Consider the following 22,685-nt stretch of genomic DNA (forward strand, 5'->3'; position numbering starts at 1 on the left):
GATGTGGAAACCGGCAGTGTCGGGGGCCGTCGTTAGACTGGCGGGCGATCCTCGATGCCTTCAGAACCGCAGCTCAGTGGGCCGACTCCGCCGGACGTCGCCCCCTCGCCCTCAACCCACCGGCCCCGTTCCGTCGCGCCGCTCCACGTCCTGTGGCGGCCCGGTGTGGGGATGGCCGTGTGGATCGACGGCGAACCGGCAGACCTGCCCGAGCCGCTGCGCGACGCCCTGTCGGGCCGCCGGTTCCGCAGCGAGATCCCGATCGTCGGCGAGGGCAATCGCCGACGGTTCGTCCGGGCGGCGACGCTCGGCCTGACGTCGGCGGTGTCCCTGCTCGACGCGTCTCGGTCGGCGACGGTCACCGGCGATGTCCGGTGGTATCGCTACCTGCTCGACGGCGTACGTTCATTCGTCGCCGCCGGCTCGGTGGCGCCGTCGGCCGAGCAGGTCGCGGGCGAATGGCTGCTCCGCTGGGTCGTCATTCCGACGCCGACGTGGCGCAGCTGGCATGCCGTCGGCCTCGGCAGTGCGCCGGATGCGTTGCTGCACAACGGCTCCCACGCCTCGCTCGACGACTTTCTCGCCGAGCTCGTCGATTACGAATGCCGCACGACGATCGCTCGTTCGATCCCCCGGCTCGGCGAACCGCGTCCGGCGTCGCCCGTCGTCCGCGCGCTGCTGCCCGGCACCGACGTCGGCCCGCCCTGCTCCCCCGAGCGTCTGGCGGCCGCTGTGGGGAGCTGGTCCCGGTGGAATGCCGGCGTGCCACGAGACGACCAGTCACTGATCTTCCGTCTCCACGAACCCGAGTACGACGACCTGACCGAGAGCCATTGGGACGACGCGTGGGACGACGACACCTTCGACCTGCCCACGCGCGACGAGGTCGCCGACGCCTCGCGCTGGCGACTCGAGGTCTGCCGGCGCAGCATCGACGGTCAGATCGAGCCGGTGGCACCCCACCGCCTCGACGCTCATGAACTCGACGAGCTGACCACAGCGCTGGCCACCGCGGTACGCGAGTTCCCCGAACTCGACCGGGCCGACCCGGACCGCGGCTCCCTCGACTTCCTGCTCCCCACCGACGTCGCCGCCGAACTGTTCGCTACCGGCGCCGCGGCACTGGGCGCGGCCGGGATTCCGGTGCTGCTCCCCCGCACCATCGCCGAGGTCCGGCCGAGTCTCACGCTGCGTGCCCTGCCACCACCCGGCGGCGGGGCGCCCGCAGCCATGGTCGGTCTCCGCGAGATCCGTGAGTTCGAATGGAGACTGGCACTGGGTGATTCATCCGACGCCATCACCCTCACCGACGCCGATCTCGACGAATTGTCCGGCCAGAAGGGCGATCTGGTCCGGGTGCGTGGCGTGTGGGTCCGCGCCGAGGGTTCGGCACTGACGCGCGCCGCCGCCTTCGTAGCGACGCAACGTGCTCTCGCCGCAACCCAGCCGCCCGCGGACTTCGGCGAACTGTTCGGTCTCGTGACCGGCGAGTCGGACAAGCTCCCGGTCCCCGTCGCCCGGGTCGAAGGACTCTCGTGGCTCGACGACGTCGCCGAAGGCGGCGCCATCCGACCCGAACCGGTCACACCCCCAACCGATCTGGAAGCCGTGCTGCGGCCGTACCAACAACGAGGGCTGGACTGGCTGGCACACCTGTCGAACCTCGGCGTCGGAGGCGTACTCGCCGACGACATGGGCTTGGGCAAGACCCTCCAGGTGATCGCACTCGAGTGCCACGAGCGCAGCGTCATCGCCGACGACGCCGACCGGCCCGGACCGACGCTCGTCGTCTGCCCGATGTCGCTGGTCGGCAACTGGTCTCGCGAGATAGCGCGGTTCGCACCCGGACTGCGTGTGGCCATCCATCACGGCCCGTCGCGAGCCGCCGGCGCGGTCTTCACCACGATCCGCGATTCCGTCGACATCGTCGTCACAACCTTCGCGATCGCCGGCCGCGACCTCGAACTGCTCTCCCGACATCCCTGGCACCGCGTCGTCGTCGACGAGGCCCAGCACCTCAAGAACGTCAACACCATTGCCTCCAAGGCGATCCGGAACATTCCCGCCGATCGCCGTCTCGCGCTGACCGGCACCCCGGTGGAGAATCGCCTCGAGGACCTGCGCGCGGTGATCGACCTGGTGAACCCCGGACTGTTGGGGTCGGCGTCGGTGTTCCGCGCGCGCTATGCCGAACCCATCGAACGCGACCGCGATCCCGGAGCCCTAAGGCGACTGTCCGCGATCACACGGCCGTTCATCCTGCGCCGCGAGAAGACCGACCCGGCCATCGCCGCCGATCTGCCGGAGAAGGCGGACTTCGCGGTGCGCGCCAACCTCACCGTCGAACAGGCCGCGCTCTACCGCGCGGTCATCGACGAACTCATGGCAGCGCTGCGCGACAAACAGCAGCGCACCCTGCGTCGTCGCAACGTGCTGGCCGCACTCACGCGGCTCAAGCAGGTGTGCAACCACCCGGCGCACTACCTCGCCGACGGCACCGACCTCATCCGCGACGGCGAACATCGTTCCGGCAAGGTCGAATTGCTCGCCGACATCGTCTCCACCGTCGCCGACGAGGGCGACCGCGCACTCGTCTTCACCCAGTTCGCGACGTTCGGCGAGATGCTGTCGGGATGGCTCGCCGAACAGTTCGGCACCGCGATCCCGCTGCTGCACGGCGGACTCGGCCGCACGGAACGCGACCGCATGGTCGCCGGCTTCCAATCCGACGACGGTCCCCCGGTCATGCTGGCAACCCTCAAGGCCGGCGGCACCGGCCTCAACCTGACCGCGGCCAACCACGTCATCCACGTCGACCGGTGGTGGAACCCCGCCGTCGAGGATCAGGCCACCGACCGCGCGTACCGCATCGGCCAGAACCAGAAGGTGTCGGTGCACCGGTTCGTCTGCGTGGGCACCATCGAGGAACGGATCGACGACATGATCGCCAAGAAGCGCGAACTGTCCCGGCTCACCGTCGCCGCCGGCGAGAACTGGGTGTCCGACCTCGCCGACGACGAACTCTTCGAACTCTTCCGGCTCCGCGACGAGGCGGTGAGCGAATGACCGTGCGCAAGAAGGGCACCCAACGCAAAGGCGAACGGGGCACCATCGCCGTCCGCGGATACGGTCTCACGCCGTGGTCGCGGGCGTTCGTCGACGTGGTCGAGGGCCGCGGCGCCGACGGTGAGGCGGCCGCCGACAGCCGACACATCACCAAGGCACGCAGGTACTTCCGTGACCGGCATGTGCGCGGTCTGCGGATCGGTGCGGGCCAGGTGACGGCGTCGGTGGAGGGCACGCAACTGGAACCGTTCGACGTCATCATCACCACCCGCACGGTCGACACACCGACGCTGGCCGGGCTACTCCGCGACCGAGGCGGCGTCGAGGAACTGATGCGACTCACGCGCGGCGAGCAGCCACCTATCCTCGGCGAACTCCTGGTGCCCACCGAATCGGCGGACATCGCCACCGACTGCACCTGCCCCGACGAGGCTCCGCGGTGCGTCCACGCGCTGGTGACGAGCTATGAGATCGCCGCCGAGATCGACCGGTCTCCGCTGACACTGCTGACGGTGATGGGTACCGATCTCCGTGACCTGCTCGCCGAAATCGACTCGCGGCCCGCACAATCCCCCGCCGCCGACGACGACTCGTCGTCGGGCTCGCTGCGGCCCGACGACTTCTACGGCACCTCGTCGCCGTTGCCGCCGCTCCCGTCGGTCCCACGGATGAACCCGCTCACCGCGCTCGACGGTTCGGATCTCCGCGCCGCGCTGCGGGCGACAGGTGTGGCGCCGGCCGACATCGCCGAGACCATCGACGAACTCGGCGATCTCTACGACCGCCTGACCGCCACAGACTTATAGCCCGAACCCGCGCTGGGCGCGGCTTCGGGCTATAAAACGGTGCGGGACTAGAAGTCCCAGTCCTCGTCTTCGGTGTTGACGGCCTTGCCGATGACGTACGAGCTGCCCGACCCCGAGAAGAAGTCGTGGTTCTCGTCGGCGTTGGGCGACAGTGCCGACAGGATCGCCGGGTTCACGTCGGTCTCGTCCTTCGGGAACATCGCCTCGTAGCCGAGGTTCATCAGCGCCTTGTTGGCGTTGTACCGCAGGAACTTCTTGACGTCCTCGGTGAGCCCGACCTCGTCGTAGAGCGTCTCGGTGTAGTCGCTCTCGTTGTCGTACAGCTCGAACAGCAACTCGAAGGTGTAGTCCTTGAGTTCCTGGCGACGCTCCGGCGTCTGCGTCTCGAGGCCGCGCTGGTACTTGTAGCCGATGTAGTAACCGTGGACGGCCTCGTCGCGGATGATGAGGCGGATCAGGTCGGCGGTGTTGGTGAGCTTGGCGCGGCTCGACCAGTACATCGGCAGGTAGAAGCCCGAGTAGAACAGGAACGACTCGAGCAGCGTCGAGGCGACCTTGCGCTTGAGCGGATCCTCGCCACGGTAGTAGTCCATGACGATGCGGGCCTTGCGTTGCAGCTGCTCGTTCTCCTCCGACCAGCGGAAGGCCTCGTCGATCTCCTTGGTGGAGCACAGGGTCGAGAAGATCGAGCTGTAGGACTTGGCGTGCACTGACTCCATGAACGCGATGTTGGTGAGCACCGCCTCCTCGTGCGGAGTGGTGGCATCCGGGATCAGCGACACCGCGCCGACGGTGCCCTGAATGGTGTCGAGGAGCGTCAGGCCGGTGAAGACCCGCATGGTGAGCTGCTTCTCGTATTCGGTCAGCGTGCCCCACGACGGGATGTCGTTGGACACCGGCACCTTCTCCGGCAGCCAGAAGTTGCCGGTGAGGCGATCCCACACCTCGGCGTCCTTCTCGTCGGGGACGCGGTTCCAGTTGATCGCCGAGACCCGGCTGACCAGCTTGATGGGTGCGCCGTCGGCGGGGCTGTGGCTTTCGGTGGAGGTCATGTGACGGTTCCTCGTCTAACTGGTCGAGTGGGGGCCAAAGCTACTGAAAGGCATTGTGTGGCAAAGGATCACAACATGCACGAAACGCAACCCTCCACCTCGGTCCCCTCGAGCGCGATCTGGCGCAGACGGATGTAGTACAGCGTCTTGATGCCCTTGCGCCATGCGTAGATCTGCGCCTTGTTGACGTCGCGCGTGGTGGCGGTGTCCTTGAAGAACAGCGTCAGGCTCAGGCCCTGGTCGACGTGCTGGGTCGCCGCGGCGTAGGTGTCGATGATCTTCTCGTACCCGATCTCGTACGCATCCTGGTAGTACTCCAGGTTGTCGTTCGTCATGTACGGCGCCGGGTAGTAGACGCGACCGATCTTGCCTTCCTTGCGGATCTCGATCTTCGCCGCGACCGGGTGGATCGAGCTGGTCGAGTGGTTGATGTAGCTGATCGAACCGGTCGGCGGGACGGCCTGCAGGTTCTGGTTGTAGATGCCGTCGCGCTGCACGGCTTCCTTCAGCTCACGCCAGTCGTCCTGGGTCGGGATGTGAATCCCGGCCTGCCCGAAGATGTCCCGGACCTTCTGGGTCTCCGGCTCCCACACCTTGGCGGTGTACTTGTCGAAGAATTCACCCGACGCGTATTTCGACTTCTCGAAACCGGTGAACGCCCGACCGCGCTCGCGGGCGATGCGGTTCGACGCGCGGAGTGCGTGGAAGAGCACCGTGTAGAAGTAGATGTTCGTGAAGTCGATGCCCTCGTCGCTGCCGTAGAAGATCCGCTCGCGGGCCAGGTAGCCGTGGAGGTTCATCTGGCCGAGGCCGATGGCGTGAGAGTTGTTGTTGCCGTGCTCGATCGACGGCACCGAGGTGATCGAGGTCTGGTCGCTCACCGCGGTGAGTCCGCGGATGGCGGTCTCGATGGTCTGGCCGATGTCGGGTGAGTCCATCGTCTTGGCGATGTTCAACGACCCGAGGTTGCACGAGATGTCCTTGCCCACCTGGGAGTAGGACAAGTCGTCGTTGAAGGTCGACGCCGTCGAGACCTGCAGGATCTCCGAGCACAGGTTGGAGTGGGTGATCTTGCCGTCGATCGGGTTCGACCGGTTCACCGTGTCCTCGAACATGATGTACGGGTAGCCCGACTCGAACTGCAGCTCGGCGAGGGTCTGGAAGAACTCGCGCGCCTTGATCTTGGTCTTGCGGATACGACGATCCTCGACCATCTCGTGGTAGCGGTCGGTGACGTTGATGTCGGCGAACGGCACGCCGTAGACGCGTTCGACGTCGTACGGGCTGAACAGGTACATGTCGTCGTTGTTCTTGGCCAGCTGGAACGTGATGTCCGGGATGACCACGCCGAGCGACAGCGTCTTGATGCGGATCTTCTCGTCCGCGTTCTCGCGCTTGGTGTCGAGGAAGCGGTAGATGTCGGGGTGGTGGGCGTGCAGGTACACCGCGCCCGCGCCCTGACGCGCACCGAGCTGGTTGGCGTACGAGAAGGAGTCCTCGAGCAGCTTCATGATCGGGATGACGCCCGAGCTCTGGTTCTCGATCTTCTTGATCGGCGCGCCGTGCTCGCGAATGTTGGAGAGCAGCAACGCAACTCCGCCGCCGCGCTTCGACAGCTGCAGCGCCGAGTTGATCGAGCGGCCGATCGACTCCATGTTGTCCTCGATGCGGAGCAGGAAGCACGAGACGGGCTCGCCGCGCTGCTTCTTGCCCGAGTTGAGGAAGGTCGGGGTTGCGGGCTGGAAGCGGCCGGAGATGATCTCGTCGACCAGGTTGCGGGCCAGGGCGGTGTCGCCGTCGGCCAGCGTCAACGCCACCATGCAGACGCGGTCCTCGAAGCGCTCGAGGTAGCGCTTGCCGTCGAAGGTCTTGAGCGTGTAGCTCGTGTAGTACTTGAACGCGCCGAGGAACGTCGGGAAGCGGAACTTCTTGTCGTAGGCGTGCTTGAACAGGCCCTTCACGAATTCGCGGTCGTACTTGTCGAGGACCTCGGGCTCGTAGTAGTTCTCCTCGACGAGGTAGTCGAGCTTTTCGTCGAGGTCGTGGAAGAACACGGTGTTCTGGTTGACGTGCTGCAGGAAGTACTGGCGCGCGGCCTCGCGATCCTTGTCGAACTGGATCTTGCCGTCGGCGTCGTACAGGTTGAGCATCGCGTTGAGCGCATGGAAGTCGAGCTCGCCGGGTTCATGACCCGACGGGCCGGCATGCACGCCCGACTTGCTTGCTGAAGAGGTGTCCGAGACGGCGGCGGCGGTGGGCGACACGACAGATGACTCCTGCGGATAGTGGGGGCTTACCAAGTGCCTCATGGGCAGCGTATGGGCGGGGTGTGACAGTCCGGTGGTGACGCGCTCGGCGGGGCGTCAGGCTGGTGTGGCGTGCAGCGACACACCGGTTGCGAACGCCGGGCTCTGGGCGAAGTCGGCCAGTCCCGCGCGGACGCGGTCGACGTCGTCGGTGGTGCCCATCAGTTCGAATCGGTACAGGTAGGGCACGCGACATTTACGCGAGATGATGTCGCCGGCGTAGCAGAACTCCTCACCGAAGTTCGTGTTTCCCGCCGCGATCACCCCCCTGATCAGGGATCGGTTGTGTTCGTCGTTGAGAAAGCGGATGACCTGCTTGGGGACGAAGCCGCCGGGTTGACCCGTCGCCTTGCCTCCCCCGTAGGTCGGGCAGATCAGCACGTAGGGCTCGTCGACACCGAATTCACCGGCTGCGCCGGTCAGCGGGATGCGCACGGAACGCATGTCCAGCTTCTCGACGAACCGGTGGGTGTTCTCGGAGACCGAGGAGAAGTAGACGATCAACGGCGAGGTGGCCGACATGTCTCCCTCCAACCCTGGTGACGGTGACCGATTGTGATGGCGTTTGTTCGTTGCGCCCGATGTCGGGACGCCTGCTGGTTCCAACGCCGGAACCGTCGTGACCATTTCCCGCATCCGGGCCGATGGCCACACTCATCTCTGCTGTCACATCCCGACGCGGCGGATCCGGCTTCCCCTTCGGATCACACCCGCGGCGGGGTCGATGGTGACGGCAGACGGCGGGAGATCAGGCAGCAGCGGTGGCGAGCGCCTTGATGCGGTCGGGGCGGAAGCCCGACCAGTGCTCGTCGCCGGCGACGACGACCGGGGCCTGCAGGTAACCCAGCGCCATCACGTAGTCGCGGGCTTCCGGGTCCTGGCTGATGTCGACGATCTCGTAGGACAGACCCTGCTTGTCCAGGGCCTTGTAGGTGGCGTTGCACTGGACACATGCCGGCTTCGTGTAGACGGTGATGGAAGACATCGAGTGGTTCTCCTCGGGTCGTTGGAATCGCCAGTGACGTGCAGTTTCCCAGTGTGAAGATGGTGATCTGGGTCACCGGCTTCCTGGCGTTTCCGGAGGAGTACATCCGCTTCCTCTTGTCCGCCTGACTGGTAGGGCAAACACTACACCTAGTGGCTGACATTTCTGGTCACCACAAGGGGTTGTGAATAACATTGGTGGAAGACATGCAGGTCGGACGGGTGCAGGATCATAAATTCCGGCGTGTCACGGTCGCGTCCGGCGTGTCGCTCACAGGTTGTCCAACGGTCCTCCACAACATGTGCACCGCCAGTCCACAAGGCCCGGGTCGCCACCCCTCTTCCTGTGCACCCGGACAGACGACGCCGCGCCGGGCATGTACCCGGCGCGGCGTCGAGGAAAACGGAAGACAGATCAGGCGCTGACGGCGACCTCGTCGACGATGCGGGCGACCGAGGCGACGACCTTCTCCACGATCGCGGGATCGGTCAGGCCGCCCTCGGGGAGCGCGGGGATCTGCAGACCGAGGTCGGCGTCCTCGATCGCGCGGCCGCCGGCGATGCCGACCGACTTACGGGTGTCCTCGCGGGTCCACTGGCCGCCGTACTGGCCGAGCGCGGCGGACAGGACGGCGACGGGCTTGCCGTTGAGGGCCCCGTTGCCGTACGGGCGCGAGAGCCAGTCGATGGCGTTCTTCAACGCGGCGGGGATGGTGCCGTTGTACTCGGGGGTGGCGATGAGCACGCCGTCCGCCTTGGCGACGGCCTCACGCAGGGCGATCACACCGGCGTCGAGGGCGCCCTCGACATCGACGTCTTCGCTGTAGAACGGCAGCGAACCGAGATGGTCGACGACGGTGATGTGAACTCCGGCGGGAGCGTTGTCGGCAGCGACCTGGGCCAGCTGCCGGTTGATGGATGCAGCACGAAGGCTTCCGACGAGCGCTACCAGTTCGACGACTCGATCCGACATGTCATTCCTTTCGACGAGGGCACCGGCCCGCTGAGGGCGGTGGATACGAAGCCAGCAACCGGACCCGGGTCCGATTGATTCCCGATCGGGGTGAAGAGTTACCCTCATCACGTGCCGAACGGGCCAGACCACTCCCCGCTCCAGATTTCCTTCAACACCTCGGGGACCGAACGTGCCGACGCCGCACGCAACCGGCGTCTGTTGCTGGCTGCCGCCAAGAACCTCATCGATCACCACGGTGCCGCCGCGGTGACCATGGAGGCGGTCGCTCGTGAGGCCGGCGTGGGCAAGGGCACGGTGTTCCGGCGCTTCGGCAACCGCACCGGGCTGATGCTCGCACTCCTCGACCACTCCGAATCGGAGATGCAGCAGGCCTACCTCTCCGGACCCGAGCCGCTGGGCCCTGGTGCGCCGCCGCTCGACCGGCTGCTGGCCTACGGCCGCGCCCGGCTCAAACTGACCTGCGACCACCTCGACATCCTGCTCGAGGCGGGAGCGGCCACCGACGACTTCATGACCCACCCGGTGGGCCGCGCGTCGACTCAGCACGTTCAGATCCTGCTGCGGCAGTTGGGATTCGCCGACGATCTCGACTTCATGTCGCTGGCCGTGCAGGCTCCGCTGGCCGCCGGATCGGTCCGGTACCTGATGGTCGAGGTCGGCCTCGATCTCGAGACCATCACCACGCAGTGGCAGGACATGGTCACCGTGCTCGCGACCTCCCGCGGTTCACGCTGACTCCCGCCCGGTCGCGCAGCATCGTCACGACCGTGTCTTCGGGGCGCGCCGCCGTCGGTCGCGTCCTAGCCTGGTGTCGGGCCGGCAGCACCAGTCGCCGGCAGGTGATCTCGAGAGAGCGGTGGTGAGTGTGAAGGCAGTGATCGTCGGCGCGGGTATGGGCGGCATGTCGGCGGCCATCGCCCTCAGGCAACTCGGTGTCGACGTCGAGGTCTACGAGCAGGTCACCGAGAACAAGCCGGTGGGTGCGGCGATCTCGGTGTGGTCCAACGGCGTCAAATGCCTCAACCACCTCGGTCTGGAGAAAGAGGCCGCCGAACTCGGCGGCATACTCGACTCGATGAGTTATGTCGACGGTTTCACCGGTGACGCCATGTGCCGCTTCAGCATGCAGCCGCTCATCGACGAGGTGGGCCAGCGCCCCTACCCGATGGCCCGGGCCGAGCTTCAGCTGATGCTGATGAACGCCTACGGGTACGACGACATCCACTTCGGCAAGAAGATGGTGGCCGTACACGACGGCGCGGAACGTGCGACCGTCGAATTCGCCGACGGCACCACCGATTCCGCCGACATCGTGATCGGTGCCGACGGGTCGAAGTCACTGACCCGCGAGTACGTGCTCGGCGGCCCGGTCCAGCGCCGCTACGCCGGATACGTGAACTTCAACGGACTCGTCGAGGTCGACGAGAACATCGGTCCGGCCACCGAATGGACCACCTACGTGGGTGATTCGCGTCGTGTGTCGGTGATGCCGGTGGCGGGCAACCGTTTCTACTTCTTCTTCGACGTCCCCATGCCCGCGGGCGTCCCGTTCGAACGTGGCACTGCACGCGAGGTGCTGGCCGAGGAGTTCGCCGACTGGGCACCCGGAGTCCAGACCCTCATCGGCAAGCTCGATCCCACGACGACCAATCGGGTCGAGATCCTGGACCTCGACCCGTTCGACACCTGGGTCAAGGGACGCGTCGCCGTGCTCGGCGATGCCGCGCACAACACCACCCCCGACATCGGGCAGGGCGGCTGTTTGGCGATGGAAGACGCGGTCGCCCTGCAGTTCGCGTTCCGCGATCATCCCGACGACCCGCTCGCCGCGTTGGCCGCCTATCAGTCCGCGCGCACCGAGCGTGCCGGCGACCTCGTGCTGCGCGCCCGCAAGCGCTGCGACGTGACCCACGGCAAGGACCCGGAGAAGACGGCCGCCTGGTACGACGAACTGCGCGGCGAGGACGGCACCAACATCATCCGCGGGATCGTCGGCAACATCGTCGGCGGCCCGCTCACGTCCTGAGACGGGGCCGACCCGGATTACTCACCGTCCCGGTCGATCCCGGCAGTTCTGAGTCCGTCGTGCGCGACCAGCGCGGCCTCGGCGGAAAGCGTCGGACCAGGTGCGAGCAGGGACACCACCGACCACGGTGCACGCGAAGGCGAGTCGCCGAGCCCGAGGGTGCCGCCCGTCTCGAGGTCCGGGATGCCGAAGCGCACACCCGAATCGTTTACGTAGAACAGCGATTCGGTGCGGGCGCTGTCGGCCTCGTTGCCGGTCACCTGTAAGTACTCCCCCGACCCCGGCGGCAGATAGACCTCGTCGAGACCGGGCCCGGCACCGTCGGCCGATGTCAGACGTACCGGCCGGGCACCGGATTCCAGCGGAAGCGCGCGACCGGCCAGCAGGGCGGTCTCGGCCCGCGGTTCGTCGGTGCCGCGGGACCAGCTGCGGCACAGGGTCGGATCGGTGGCGAGGCCGAGTATCGTCGGGTTGACCTGTGGGAAGTCGCCGATCGGCAACTCCTCCACCACCTTCAGGGTGGCGAGCTCGCCGGGCGCCACCGTCCTGACGGGTGCGGCGCCGTCGCGGTCGGCAAGACGCAGGATCTCCGCGGCCGGGGCACTTATCTCCTGGACACCGTCACGGAGCACGACGTGATAGGTGGTGTCGTCGTCGACGTCGACCGACTTCACGACCGAACCCACGGTCGTCGAGCCGACTGCGCCCGGCTGCCCCGCACCGGGGACGGTGGGCACCTCCAGCGGTTCGACGAGCGGGAAGCTGTTGAGGAGTCCGGGGGTCATCCCGCGCGGTGTGACGTCGTCGAGGCCGAGGGCACGCATGACCGGCGCACTGTCGGTGTCGACCTCCGCCCGGACCGGGCTCCACCTCCCCTCGCGGAACAGCTGATATATCAGGAAGGTCTTGTCGCCGGTACGGACCAGCAACGCGTCTTCCGGACGGGCGGTCTCGACGGTCGACGACCCCAGCACGGGCGTGTCGGCGATGACCGTCTGTCGGATCGACTCGCTCGCCGGGTCCGACGAGACCGTCGACGAATCGCACACCGTCCACATCGAGGTGCTCTTGTGCGCCGAACCCGGCAGGGACGCAGGCGCGCCCGGGATACCCAGCAGCGGGCCGCGCGCGTAGGGCTCGAGTTTGGTGTCGGCCACCGAGGTCGGCTCCTCGGAACTCCCGGTGATCAGTCGGGCCGAGGCGAGATTGAGCACCGGGTGCAGGGTGTCCTCGACGAGAACGTAGGTGCTGCCGCTGTTCTTGCTGACGATGATGGTGGCGTCCCCGACCGACCCCTGCGGCCGGACGAGGCCGTACACACCGCAGCCACCGAGGACGAGCAGGCCGAGGACGGTTCCGACCACCAGTGCCTGCAGCTGAGACCGCATCGGGTCGTGCAGCATCCGCACGTCGCGGCGCACGAGCGCGTGCTCGAGCCGCTTGATCAGGAAACGGTAGCCGTTGACCTGAGCCTTGGTCGTCAGCTGACGTGCCACGACTCCCCCTGTCCGCGCCGATCTCACGCGCCCGCGAACGGGCTTCGGTGTGGATCGGTTGTGATCTCCTGCGGCGTACCCCCTGCCGCGCGGTAGTAGCCTAACCGACACATGCGCCCCTCACGTGTGGGGCTTCGCCGCCTGTGGAGACACCGACGGGCGATGCCGCATCGGGCGCGGCACCGGGATCGAGGGGGGATCGTGGATCGGAACACGCGTGCGACGGGGCTGCGCACACTCGTGGTGATCGAGGTGATCCTGGCCCTCGGTCTCGTCGTATGGGCGTTGTCCGGCAGCGTGTGGGGGCTGTCGGCCCTGATCGTGGCGATGGTGATCGCGTCCGGGCTGGTGAGCGTCGGCGGTCGGCAGTCACTGTTCGGCCGGCTCGCCGTGCGGATGTCGTTCTCCTGGTCGCGGATGCGCCGGAGCGACGCCGACCTCGACCCGGCCCCGTTCGACGTCCCGCTGGCCGGCCCCTCCACCCGTCCGTCGGCCCGCCGGTCGTCGTCACCCACGACCATCGGCGCCCGCTGGGTCGGCGACACCCTGGTCACCGTGGTTCGGGTGTACCCGGGCGGCCCCGCGGTCACCTACCTGACACCGGGCAACAGCACCCTCGGCGACCAGAACGGGCAACTGGTTCCGCTCGACGTCCTCGCTGAGTGCATCGACCGGTACGACATCGCACTCAGCTCGATCGAGGTCATCAGTCACGGTGTGCGCGTGTGGGGTTCGGGTGTTGCACCGGCCACCTACGACCGCACCCTCGGACCCCTTTCGGCGACCGCTCAGCGTTCGGTGTTCGTCGTGCTGCGACTCGATCCACTCGAGTGTCCCGACGCCGTGGCACGACGCGGCGGCGGCGCGACCGGAGCCCTGCGCACCGCGACGGTCACCACCCGCCGTGTGGCCAAACGCCTCGCCGAACACGGACTGACCACCACCATCCTGTCCGCCGGGCAGATCACGTCGGTCACGACCCAACTGACCGAGGGCGCCGGCATCGACTCGCTGGCCGAGGAGTGGGAATCGGTCGAGGTCTCCGGGCTCCGCATCCGCAGCGCCGCAGTGGAACCGGAAGCACTGCCCGCCGTGGTCCGCGACGTCTGGGTCAACCCGGCCGTCTCCACCACCCTCACCGTCCGGCTCCGGCATGTCGCCGCCGACCGCCGCCACCGCAACGGACGGCCCGGGGTCGAGGTCTCCGCGTTCGTGCGGTTCAACGAGTTCCCCGATGCGCGACGGTCGGTGCCGTCGTGGCCGGCTGGTCTGCAGCCGCTCGACGGGCGCCAGTTCGAGGCCCTCGCCGTCAGCCTCCCCATCGCGACGCCCACCCGTCTCGAACGGAACCTGCCGACGCTCACCGGCGAGGCCGCCCAGGCCTTGATCGGCTCGGTTCGCCTCCCGGCCGGTGGATGCGGTCAGCTCATCGGTGCCGACCACACGGGCCGCGCCGTCGCCACCCGACTGGTCGGTCCCGGCATCGCCACCGTGTCGGTCGCCGCCGGTATCCACGTCGTCGCACAGATCGCGCTGCGCGCCGTGGCGGTCGGTGCCTCGGTTCGCGTCCACACCGACCGCCCGCACCGATGGGCCCCCCTGGTCACCGCCGTCGCCGACCCGAGTGCCCTGTCACTGGCCGGCGACCGCACACCGGCCCGTCCGGGGCCCGCGCTCGTCATCGTCGACGGCGTCACTCCCCCGTCGCCGCAACCGGATACGACGCGGATGATCGTGTCCGCTCCCGGCGTCGACGACCCGACCGGCGGCCACACTGTTGCCCTGACCCAGAATCCGCGTGCGCCACAGGACCTCTCACTCGACACCGGCGGGCAGCCGATGCTCGTGACGATGGTCGCGACGCCGGACGAATGGAAATTGATCGGCGGCTATCCCGAACCCGCCGTGCCGGTCCGGCGATAGCGGGACCTCACTCCGCGGCGTCGCAATTTTGCTCACTTTGTCGGTCGCCGCTCACCCGTTGACGGTGAGCGCGAACGGATCTCGTGAGCGGCTCGGGCAGGTATCGCCGCGGTTGTCACTCGGTGGCGGTCGCCGCGGCCGTCGCAGACGCCGACACACCTTCGGTTGCCGACACCGCAACCGGCACGAGCGCACGGTAGAAGACCGCCCGCGCCGAGGCCGCCCGCACGATCACGTCCGGGTCGTCGTCGGTGATCCACAGGGCGTGGCCTGATTTCACGGTCAGCGGTGCGCCGTCCCCGGGACGCACCTCGACCGCGCCGCTGAGCACGGCGAGGATCTGCGGTCCGGGCATGTCGAAACAGATCGACGACGAGTGATGCAACCCGGTGCCGTCCAACTCGATCCGCGACAGCCGGAACTCCGGCGCCGGCGTGAGGTAGACGCGTTCGGCGCCGATCATGCGCACCGGCGGCGCCATCTGGGCGGCGTCGACCGGTGTGAAGTCGAGGACGCGCAACAACTCCGGCACGTCGATGTGCTTGGGTGTGAGGCCGCCGCGCAACACGTTGTCGGAGTTGGCCATGATCTCCACCCCGGTGCCACGCAGGTAGGCGTGCAGGTTGCCCGCGGGCAGATACAGACCCTGCCCCGGCTCGAGATGCACGTGGTTGAGCAGCAGCGAGGCGAGCACACCGGGATCGTTCGGGTAGTCCTCGCCGAGCTCGCACACCGTGCGCAGTTCGGCGGAGAACTCCGTGCGTCCCGCGCTCAGCACCTCGATCGCGCCGTGCAGGACCGCGGGCACGAGCTGCCGGATCGACGACTCCGGCAGCGTCAGCCAGGTGGTGAACACCGCCCGCAGACCCTCGGAATCGGGTTGTCCGGCAAGCATTCCCAGGTAGTGGTCGAGTTCGCTGACCTGCAGTTCGCGTAGCAGGGCGACGGTCTTGTGTGGATCGCGGAAGCCGGCCAGCGCGTCGAAGGGCGTGGTGGCGACGATCAGCTCCGGCTTGTGCCACGGGTCGCGATAGTTGCGGTCACGGGCGTCGAGGGCGAGGCCGCGGGCGTTCTCCCGCTCGAAACCCTCGCGCGCCTGGTCCGCGGACGGATGCGCCTGCAGCGACAGCGCTTCCTCGGCGGCGAGGATCTTGAGCAGGAACGGCAGTCGGTTCCCGAACTCGGCCGCGCTCGCCGCACCGAGCGTCGCCACCGGATCGGCGTCGATCACCTCGACGAGGTGCTGCTCCGGGCCGGAGGGGTCGACGCACCGCGCCGAGCCCGCCGGATGCGAGCCGAACCACAACTCGGCTTCCGGATGCGCCGACGGGACAGGCCTCCCCTGAATCGACGCGATGGCTGTTCGTGAGCCCCATGCGTAGGGGCGCACCACTCCGTCGAGAATCCTCATTGCACCGTGTTCCCAATCAGGCGGAGATACACCGCCGACATCTCGACCCGCAAGGCGACGACCAGGAAATCGAGGAGGTCGCCCGGGCCGTCGGCCACCGGGTCCTCGCCCGGCACCGGCCGCCGGCCGTCCGACGGTTGCCCGCCGGTCTGCGGCACCGCCTCTGCCTCGTCGGCACCGACCACCAGGTCGACGTCGCCGAGTCCCATCACCCGCTGCCGGGTGTACCACTCACGCCGGGCGGTCGACATGATCATGATGCGCGGAGCGGGCTCCTGCGCCGGACCGTCGAACTCCGGGTCGTAGAAGATCGAGTCGGCGGCCGGAGCAGCGCCCGGTCGCGATTCCCGGAGCCGGGACATCCGCGCCACGTCCCCGAGTTCGGCGACGGCGCCGACGATCCCGGCGAAGGCGAGAATGCTCGACACGGCATGCACGGCCAGCACCGAACCCGCCGGTGAATCCGATGTCCAGACGGAAGGACGCCCCTGCACGCGCACGGCCAGTGACTTGGCCCGGTTGTGGAAGGTCTCCCGCGAGGGATGCGAGCCCGAGGCCTCGGCGTCGAGCGCATCGGCCAGGTCGTCGAGCGCGGGCACCGGGCCGGTCACACGGACCTGGGTGAGACCACCGAATACCGCGAGCAGCGCGGCGACGAATCCGACGAACCGGAAGCGCGGCTCGACGTCGAACCGCGGGGAGAGATCGATCCCGTTGCCGCCCAGCGCATCCTGAAGGGGCCCGGCGATGGGTGCGGCTACGACCACCTCGGCCCGACGACGCAGCGCACGCGCGGCGGCATCGGCCAGTGCCATGTCGCCCGCGTCCTCACCGGCCACGATCACCACGTCCAGCGGACCGACCCACCCCGGCAGGACGGGGCCCGTCACGACCGGGACGTCGATTCGTGCCGCGAGGGTGGCGACCCCCATCTCGGCCGCACGGTGCGAGACCTCGCTGGAACCGTGGACGATCACGACGCTGCGTGGCCGTAGATCCGCGAGCGGCGCCAGCACGCCCTCGCGGACGGCCTCGGCAGTTGCCCGAACCTGCGCCCCGGCGAGCGCGACGGCCCGCAACAGTCCGTCGACGTCCGCGGAGAACAACTCCTCGGCATCATCGAGGTCGGGTGTACCGGTGCGCATGGGACCAGCGTAGCCAGCCGCGCGGACACACGCCCGGGTACGCGACACAGTCACTCGTTCGGTACCCGCAGCGAGGTGGGACGGGAGGCCGGCCCCGAACTCCGACGATTCGCGGCCCCCGACGGCGACAACGGGTTCCACGCCCCCCGCGTGGTGGTCTCCGGTCAGTCGACCGGGTCCGGGAGAACCCGCAGATGACCGCGGCGACCCGGCCGGGGCCGCGTCTGGTGGCGGGGCACACCCGGGGTGGCCGACGGCTGAGACGGCGAATCGACGGGTCCGGCGCGATGGCGACCGCTGCGACGGTCGGCGAGTGCGGCCTCGTACGCGGCATCGGCCGCGCGCGCCTCGTCCAGCGACCGTGAGTCGAACGCATCGAGGGAATCGGCCGGCGTCCGGTCCGAGCCACGGCCGAGGGAGCCGCGATCGACGAAGCCCGGGCGTCCTCCACCGGCGACGGCGCCGGCCTCGCGAACGGCCTCGGCGAGGGCGGTCAGCTCATGGTCCTCGGCCGGTACCGAGAATCCCCGCTCACTGCGCAGCATCTCCCATCCCCGCGGCACGGTGATCCGGCGAGCGTGGTCATCGCACAGATCCCAGGAATGCGGCTCCTCCGAGGTCGCCAGCGGACCGATCACCGCGGTCGATTCGGCGTAGACGAAGGTCAGGGTAGCCACCGCGGATCGGGCGCAGCCGGGTCGGCAGCACAGACGGGGAAGCTTCACGTGACGAGATTAGCCCGCACTGTCCGCAACCACAGACTCGACACGCTCAGAACGGGGGCGGGCGGGGGCGACATCGGCCACCGCGACCTCATAGACTCGCGCCATGCGCATCCACCCGAAGCCGACGCCGCGCGGCTCATTCGGCCAGCCGGGAATCCGTCGTGGCCGACGCCGGGTCGGACGGTACCGAGATCGGCGAGGACGCGGCCTGCGCTCCCCGCTGCTGCCGCAGAACGTCCCCGCCTACAACACCCGCTCCGACGAGTTCGACGCCGTCGCGCTCGAGGCCTTCGCCGAGATCGACGCGCAGTGGCACGATCAGTTGGCCGGACTCGACATCGCCGTCGACGAGATCCCGCGACTGCTCCCCCGCGATCCCGAGACCGTCGAGTGGCCAGACGAGGTGACCGCCGACGGCGCGGTGCCGCTCGCACGATTGATCCCCGCGGGCATGGACGTCCACGGGGTGCCGACACGGGCGCAGATCATCCTGTTCCGCCGGCCGCTGGAGTCGCGGGCCAAGAAGGGCACGGACCTGCTCGAGCTCGTGCACGAGGTCCTCGTCCAGCAGGTCGCCACTCACCTGGGCGTCGACGAAGACACGATCGACCGCGGACCTGAGTGATCCGCGGTCGATGATCGCGTCCGACGACGCAGCGTCGAGCGTCCAGCTCTCGCTGGGGAATTCGATTGTTCGGACGTCGCCGTTCCGGCGACCTCCTCAGATGATGCCGCGCTTGAGACGACGGCGCTCACGTTCCGACAGCCCGCCCCAGATCCCGAAGCGTTCGTCGTTGTGCAGCGCGTACTCCAGGCACTCCGCCTTGACTTCGCAGCCCTGGCAGATGCGCTTGGCCTCACGTGTCGATCCACCCTTTTCGGGGAAGAACGCCTCCGGGTCGGTCTGCGCACACAATGCGCGGTCCTGCCACTGCTCTTCGACGGAATCGAACAGGTCGTCGAAGTCGTTGGGCACCAAGGCCAGATGACGACGGCCGGCGGCATCGTCTGCGTCGGATTCGACGAGAACGGTTGCGTCGGCGACGGATTCGATTGCGGCCGCACGCGCGGTGCCACCGATCATCGAATCGTCAACGGGCCCAAGGGTGCGAAACTCTGTGGCGCCGATGTCCGGGGTGGATGTCATCACGTGCGACTCTGCGATGAATTGCGGGCGAATATGCGGTTCAAGCGGATTGCCGATCGGATTGTCAAAAGCCATCGTCGGCGCCTCCTAGCTCGGGATGTTGGTCGTTGACTGTCCTTTGCGAACACGACGTGCTGCCGTACCCACCACTGCTGCCACACCACTTGTACTCGGGGTGCAGTGACTCTCTACATCCGTTGTACACAGCGCCCGAGCGACGGCCCTTCTCTGCCGGCACCGACCCTCTGTCCGCGTTCGAACATATGATCGAATCCCTTGGAGGCCAGTGGTTCTCGACCTCGAATGTTCTCGATCTCAAACTCGGAATGACACTGATGTGATTAGACACGCCGAGGGCGGTCCCGGTCAAGTTGAATCGAAGAATTCCCTTTACCATCGCCTGCCGTCAAATCTGTGACTCGACACGACGACGGCTCGAAGGCGAAGTGAAGATCACACTCGGCGAGCCCTCCTCCCCACCCGCAGGACGGGTGCGACAGCGGCGTACGGGGCCTCACGGCCGACCACTAGAGTGGCGGTGTGAAGGAGTACCTGCTGTGAAGGTGACCGTACTCGTCGGCGGCGTGGGGGGCGCGCGTTTCCTCCTCGGACTGCGCGAACTGCTCGGTGCCACCCCGTTCCCGCCGCATCCCGACGACCCCACGCTCGGTCTCGGCGAACATCAGCTCACCGCGATCGTGAACGTCGGCGACGACGCGTGGATGCATGGAGTGCGCATCTGCCCCGACCTCGACACGTGCATGTACACCCTCGGCGGCGGCATCGACCCGGAACGCGGCTGGGGCCGGCGCGGTGAAACCTGGCACGCGAAAGAGGAACTCGCCGCCTACGGCGCCGACCCGGACTGGTTCGGCCTCGGCGACCGCGATCTCGCCACCCATCTGATCCGTACGCAGATGCTCGACGCCGGGTACAGGTTGTCCGATGTGACCGCTGCACTGTCCCGCCGATGGAATCCGGGCGTGCGCCTGCTGCCGGTGACCGACGACCGGCACGAGACGCATGTGGTGATCGCCAAGCCGGACGGCGACGAGGGCGAGCGCGTCGCGATCCACTTCCAGGAATGGTGGGTGCGCCACCGCGCCCGGATCCCGACCTTCGGCTTCGCGCAGGTCGGTTCGGACGACACCACCCCGGCACCCGGGGTCCTCGACGCGATCGCCGACGCCGACGTCATCCTGCTCGCACCGTCGAATCCGGTGGTGAGCATCGGTGCGATCGTGAGCGTTCCCGGGATGCGCAGCGCGTTGCGCACCACCAAGGCCCCGGTGGTCGGTGTCTCGCCGATCATCGACAACCGGCCGCTGCGCGGCATGGCCGACGAATGCCTGTCGGTGATCGGTGTCGAGTCGTCGGCCGAGGCGGTCGCCGCCCACTACGGCGCCCGCAGCGGCAACGGCATCCTCGACGGCTGGCTGATCGCCGAGGGCGACCGGGCACAGGTCGACGGCATCGCCATCGGCTCCGCACCGCTGCTGATGACCGACCCGCAGGCGACCGCACAGATGATCCGAGCTGCCTGCGCACTCGTCGACGTGGCCATGCCGGAACAGAACGTGGGCACCGAGTGAGCGACCTCGCCGATCACCGCGCCCCGGACGGCCTGGAGATCCGACCCGTCACCGGGCTCCCCGAGTTCACCGCCGAATCCGACGTCGCCGCCGAGATCCTCGCCGCCGCACCGTGGTTGGAATCCGGTGATGTACTGGTCGTGACCAGCAAGATCATCTCCAAGGCCGAGGGCCGCATGGTGGATGCACCGGCCGATCCCGACGAACGTGATGCGCTGCGACGCAGGCTCGTCGAGGCCGAGTCGGTGCGGGTGCTCGCCCGCAAGAACCGCACGCTGATCACCGAGAACCGTCTGGGTCTTGTCCAGGCCGCGGCCGGGATCGACGGTTCCAATGTGCGCTCCGACCAGTTGGCCCTGCTCCCCGAGGATCCCGACGGCAGCGCGAGACGACTGCGGGCCGCCATCGCCGAGCGTGCCGGACTCGAGGTCGCGGTGATCATCACCGACACGATGGGCCGCGCCTGGCGCACCGGACAGACCGATGTCGCGATCGGGTCGGCGGGCATCGCCGTCACCCACCCCTACGACGGTGGCACCGACGACTACGGGAACCCGTTGGTGGTGACCGACATCGCGGTCGCCGACGAACTGTCCGCGGCCGCAGATCTGGTCAAGGGCAAGCTCGCCGCCGTGCCGGTGGCCGTCGTGCGTGGGTTCGCGCCCGTCGACGACGGTTCGACCGCCGCCGATCTGATCCGGCCCGCCGACGAGGACCTGTTCCGGCTCGGCACCGAGGAGGCCATCGCCCTGGGTCGTCGGGAGGCCATCCGCACCCGACGGTCCGTACGCGCCTTCGATACCCGGCCGGTCGACCCGGAACTGATCCGCACCGCCCTGGGTGAGGCCCTCACCGCGCCCGCGCCGCACCACACCCATCCGGTGCGGTTCGTGTGGGTGCGCTCGGAGCAGCGGCGTCGTGCGCTGCTCGACGCGATGACCGCCGAATGGCGCGCCGACCTCGAATCCGATTCCAAGACACCCGAATCGATCGAGAAGCGACTCCGCCGCGGGCAGATCCTCTATGACGCACCGGAACTGGTGATCCCGTTCCTGGTACCCGACGGCGTGCACGAGTACCCCGACGAGCGTCGGAATGCGGCCGAGCACACCATGTTCACGGTGGCCGCCGGCGGTGCCGTGGCGAGCCTGCTGATCGCGCTGTCGGTCCGCGAGATCGGCAGCTGCTGGGTCGGCTCGACGATCTTCGCCGCACCTACGGTACGTCGTGTCCTCGAAGTGGACGCGTCGTGGGAGCCGTTGGGCGCGGTCGCCATCGGACACCCGCTCGAAGCTGCCCCGCTGCGCGACGCGGCGCCGACCGACGAGTGGGTGATCGAACTGTGAGCGCGGAATCCCTGCACGCCTCTGCTGTCGAGGCATTGACCGCCTGGCAGGCGCCCGACTCGGGACAGGACAGCCTCCGGCATGCCTACCTCGCGTTCCTGGCCGCTGCCCCGGACGCGTGCCTGCGGGCCTGTGCGGCAGGACATGTCACCGGGTCGGCCATCGTCTTCGACGCCGATCGCAGCCATGTCCTGCTGACCCTGCATCCGCGCGTCGGCAAGTGGATTCAGCTCGGCGGACACTGCGAACCGTCCGACGAGACCCTGGCCGACGCCGCCTTGCGAGAGGCCCGCGAGGAATCCGGCATCCCCGGGCTCGATCTCGACCAGATCGGCGCCGGCGGTGGCATCGTCCACCTGCACACCCACCCGATCACCTGCTCGCTCGGCGTGCCGACCCGGCATCTCGACGTGCGCTACCGGGTGGTCGCCGGCCCGACCGCCGACGGTGGCCTGCCGCAGTTCGCACGCAGCGAGGAGTCCGTGGACCTGCAGTGGTGGCCCATCGACGACCTGCCCCCGGATGCCGACGCCGACATCCCGGAACTGATCCGCGCGGCCTTGGCGAGCTGACCTCGACACGCGGCGTCTCCGCTCCGCTCGGGCGCCGCCCCCTGCTGCCTGAGGTGCGAGGAGCGCAAGCGACGAGCCACGAAGGCCTGGTGCGTCGACCTCACCGGCCCTT

General features: G+C 68.1%; 19 protein-coding genes. 9 read left to right on the forward strand and 10 right to left on the reverse strand.

Annotated elements, in window-relative coordinates; genetic code table 11:
• Nucleotides 1-171: 171 nt before the first annotated feature.
• Both GKZ92_RS15990 and GKZ92_RS15995 read left to right on the forward strand, forming a co-directional pair.
• Nucleotides 172-3,066 (forward strand): DEAD/DEAH box helicase, encoded by a 2,895-nt coding sequence (locus GKZ92_RS15990; protein ID WP_006359433.1) that lies wholly within the window; start codon nucleotides 172-174, stop codon nucleotides 3,064-3,066.
• Entirely contained in the window at nucleotides 3,063-3,872 is an 810-nt protein-coding gene (locus GKZ92_RS15995; RefSeq protein ID WP_006359434.1) for an SWIM zinc finger family protein, read from the forward strand. Before GKZ92_RS15990 ends, GKZ92_RS15995 begins: the two co-directional genes overlap by 4 nt.
• 47 nt (nucleotides 3,873-3,919) lie before the next feature.
• Here GKZ92_RS15995 and nrdF read toward each other — a convergent pair whose 3' ends face one another.
• The 5 genes from nrdF to GKZ92_RS16020 form a co-directional block, all read right to left on the reverse strand.
• Entirely contained in the window at nucleotides 3,920-4,924 is a 1,005-nt protein-coding gene (gene nrdF / locus GKZ92_RS16000; protein WP_006359435.1) for a class 1b ribonucleoside-diphosphate reductase subunit beta, read from the reverse strand.
• Nucleotides 4,925-4,992: 68 nt separating this feature from the next.
• Nucleotides 4,993-7,188 carry a class 1b ribonucleoside-diphosphate reductase subunit alpha gene (gene nrdE, locus GKZ92_RS16005; protein WP_006359436.1) on the reverse strand — a complete coding sequence of 732 codons (2,196 nt, stop codon included), beginning with the start codon at nucleotides 7,186-7,188 and terminating at the stop codon, nucleotides 4,993-4,995.
• A 99-nt stretch (nucleotides 7,189-7,287) separates the two neighbouring features.
• Complete coding sequence (gene nrdI / locus GKZ92_RS16010; RefSeq protein WP_006359437.1) at nucleotides 7,288-7,752, reverse strand: class Ib ribonucleoside-diphosphate reductase assembly flavoprotein NrdI; 465 nt, start codon at nucleotides 7,750-7,752, stop codon at nucleotides 7,288-7,290.
• 226 nt (nucleotides 7,753-7,978) lie between these two features.
• Nucleotides 7,979-8,215, reverse strand: a complete 237-nt coding sequence (locus GKZ92_RS16015; protein ID WP_005198719.1) for a redoxin NrdH — start codon at nucleotides 8,213-8,215, stop codon at nucleotides 7,979-7,981.
• A 414-nt stretch (nucleotides 8,216-8,629) separates the two neighbouring features.
• On the reverse strand, nucleotides 8,630-9,187 hold the full coding sequence (locus GKZ92_RS16020; RefSeq protein WP_006359438.1) for an NAD(P)H-dependent oxidoreductase: 558 nt from the start codon (nucleotides 9,185-9,187) through the stop codon (nucleotides 8,630-8,632).
• A 111-nt stretch (nucleotides 9,188-9,298) separates the two neighbouring features.
• Here GKZ92_RS16020 and GKZ92_RS16025 point away from each other — a divergent pair, with 111 nt between their 5' ends.
• Complete coding sequence (locus GKZ92_RS16025; RefSeq protein ID WP_035751209.1) at nucleotides 9,299-9,925, forward strand: TetR/AcrR family transcriptional regulator; 627 nt, start codon at nucleotides 9,299-9,301, stop codon at nucleotides 9,923-9,925.
• Between the two features lie 130 nt (nucleotides 9,926-10,055).
• A complete protein-coding gene (hpxO, locus tag GKZ92_RS16030) occupies nucleotides 10,056-11,216 on the forward strand; it encodes an FAD-dependent urate hydroxylase HpxO (RefSeq protein ID WP_075863869.1) in 1,161 nt (386 codons plus the stop codon).
• A gap of 17 nt (nucleotides 11,217-11,233) precedes the next feature.
• Here the strand turns inward: hpxO and eccB are convergent, their stop codons facing one another.
• Nucleotides 11,234-12,712, reverse strand: a complete 1,479-nt coding sequence (gene eccB, locus GKZ92_RS16035) for a type VII secretion protein EccB (RefSeq protein ID WP_075863832.1) — start codon at nucleotides 12,710-12,712, stop codon at nucleotides 11,234-11,236.
• A gap of 201 nt (nucleotides 12,713-12,913) precedes the next feature.
• Between eccB and eccE the strand changes: the two genes are divergently transcribed.
• Nucleotides 12,914-14,635: a type VII secretion protein EccE gene (gene eccE, locus GKZ92_RS16040; protein ID WP_155225417.1), complete on the forward strand. Its 1,722-nt coding sequence runs from the start codon at nucleotides 12,914-12,916 to the stop codon at nucleotides 14,633-14,635.
• Between the two features lie 115 nt (nucleotides 14,636-14,750).
• Here the strand turns inward: eccE and manA are convergent, their stop codons facing one another.
• The 3 genes from manA to GKZ92_RS16055 form a co-directional block, all read right to left on the reverse strand.
• Nucleotides 14,751-16,046: a mannose-6-phosphate isomerase, class I gene (manA, locus tag GKZ92_RS16045; RefSeq protein ID WP_040004218.1), complete on the reverse strand. Its 1,296-nt coding sequence runs from the start codon at nucleotides 16,044-16,046 to the stop codon at nucleotides 14,751-14,753.
• Nucleotides 16,043-17,191 carry a hypothetical protein gene (locus GKZ92_RS16050; RefSeq protein WP_042375690.1) on the reverse strand — a complete coding sequence of 383 codons (1,149 nt, stop codon included), beginning with the start codon at nucleotides 17,189-17,191 and terminating at the stop codon, nucleotides 16,043-16,045. Before GKZ92_RS16050 ends, manA begins: the two co-directional genes overlap by 4 nt.
• Before the next feature lie 164 nt (nucleotides 17,192-17,355).
• On the reverse strand, nucleotides 17,356-17,916 hold the full coding sequence (locus GKZ92_RS16055; RefSeq protein WP_187346527.1) for a DUF3499 domain-containing protein: 561 nt from the start codon (nucleotides 17,914-17,916) through the stop codon (nucleotides 17,356-17,358).
• 103 nt (nucleotides 17,917-18,019) lie between these two features.
• Between GKZ92_RS16055 and GKZ92_RS16060 the strand changes: the two genes are divergently transcribed.
• Nucleotides 18,020-18,541, forward strand: coding sequence for a metallopeptidase family protein (locus GKZ92_RS16060; RefSeq protein WP_006359446.1), 522 nt, complete (start codon nucleotides 18,020-18,022; stop codon nucleotides 18,539-18,541).
• A 96-nt stretch (nucleotides 18,542-18,637) separates the two neighbouring features.
• On the opposite strand, the gene GKZ92_RS23580 is transcribed toward GKZ92_RS16060, so the two are convergent.
• Entirely contained in the window at nucleotides 18,638-18,901 is a 264-nt protein-coding gene (locus tag GKZ92_RS23580) for a WhiB family transcriptional regulator (RefSeq protein WP_187346529.1), read from the reverse strand.
• Nucleotides 18,902-19,620: 719 nt separating this feature from the next.
• On the opposite strand from GKZ92_RS23580, the gene cofD reads away from it, so the two are divergent.
• From cofD to GKZ92_RS16080, 3 genes are read left to right on the forward strand one after another with little or no spacing between them, the layout of a single operon-like run.
• On the forward strand, nucleotides 19,621-20,655 hold the full coding sequence (cofD, locus tag GKZ92_RS16070) for a 2-phospho-L-lactate transferase (protein ID WP_006359448.1): 1,035 nt from the start codon (nucleotides 19,621-19,623) through the stop codon (nucleotides 20,653-20,655).
• Complete coding sequence (locus GKZ92_RS16075) at nucleotides 20,652-22,001, forward strand: coenzyme F420-0:L-glutamate ligase (RefSeq protein ID WP_006359449.1); 1,350 nt, start codon at nucleotides 20,652-20,654, stop codon at nucleotides 21,999-22,001. Before cofD ends, GKZ92_RS16075 begins: the two co-directional genes overlap by 4 nt.
• The gene (locus GKZ92_RS16080) at nucleotides 21,998-22,573 is read left to right on the forward strand and encodes an NUDIX hydrolase (protein ID WP_035751189.1); all 576 of its coding nucleotides are present in this window, start codon (nucleotides 21,998-22,000) and stop codon (nucleotides 22,571-22,573) included. Before GKZ92_RS16075 ends, GKZ92_RS16080 begins: the two co-directional genes overlap by 4 nt.
• Nucleotides 22,574-22,685: the final 112 nt, after the last annotated feature.

The sequence above is a fragment of the Gordonia sp. 135 genome, from assembly GCF_009720185.1.
GTDB lineage: Bacteria > Actinomycetota > Actinomycetes > Mycobacteriales > Mycobacteriaceae > Gordonia > Gordonia alkanivorans.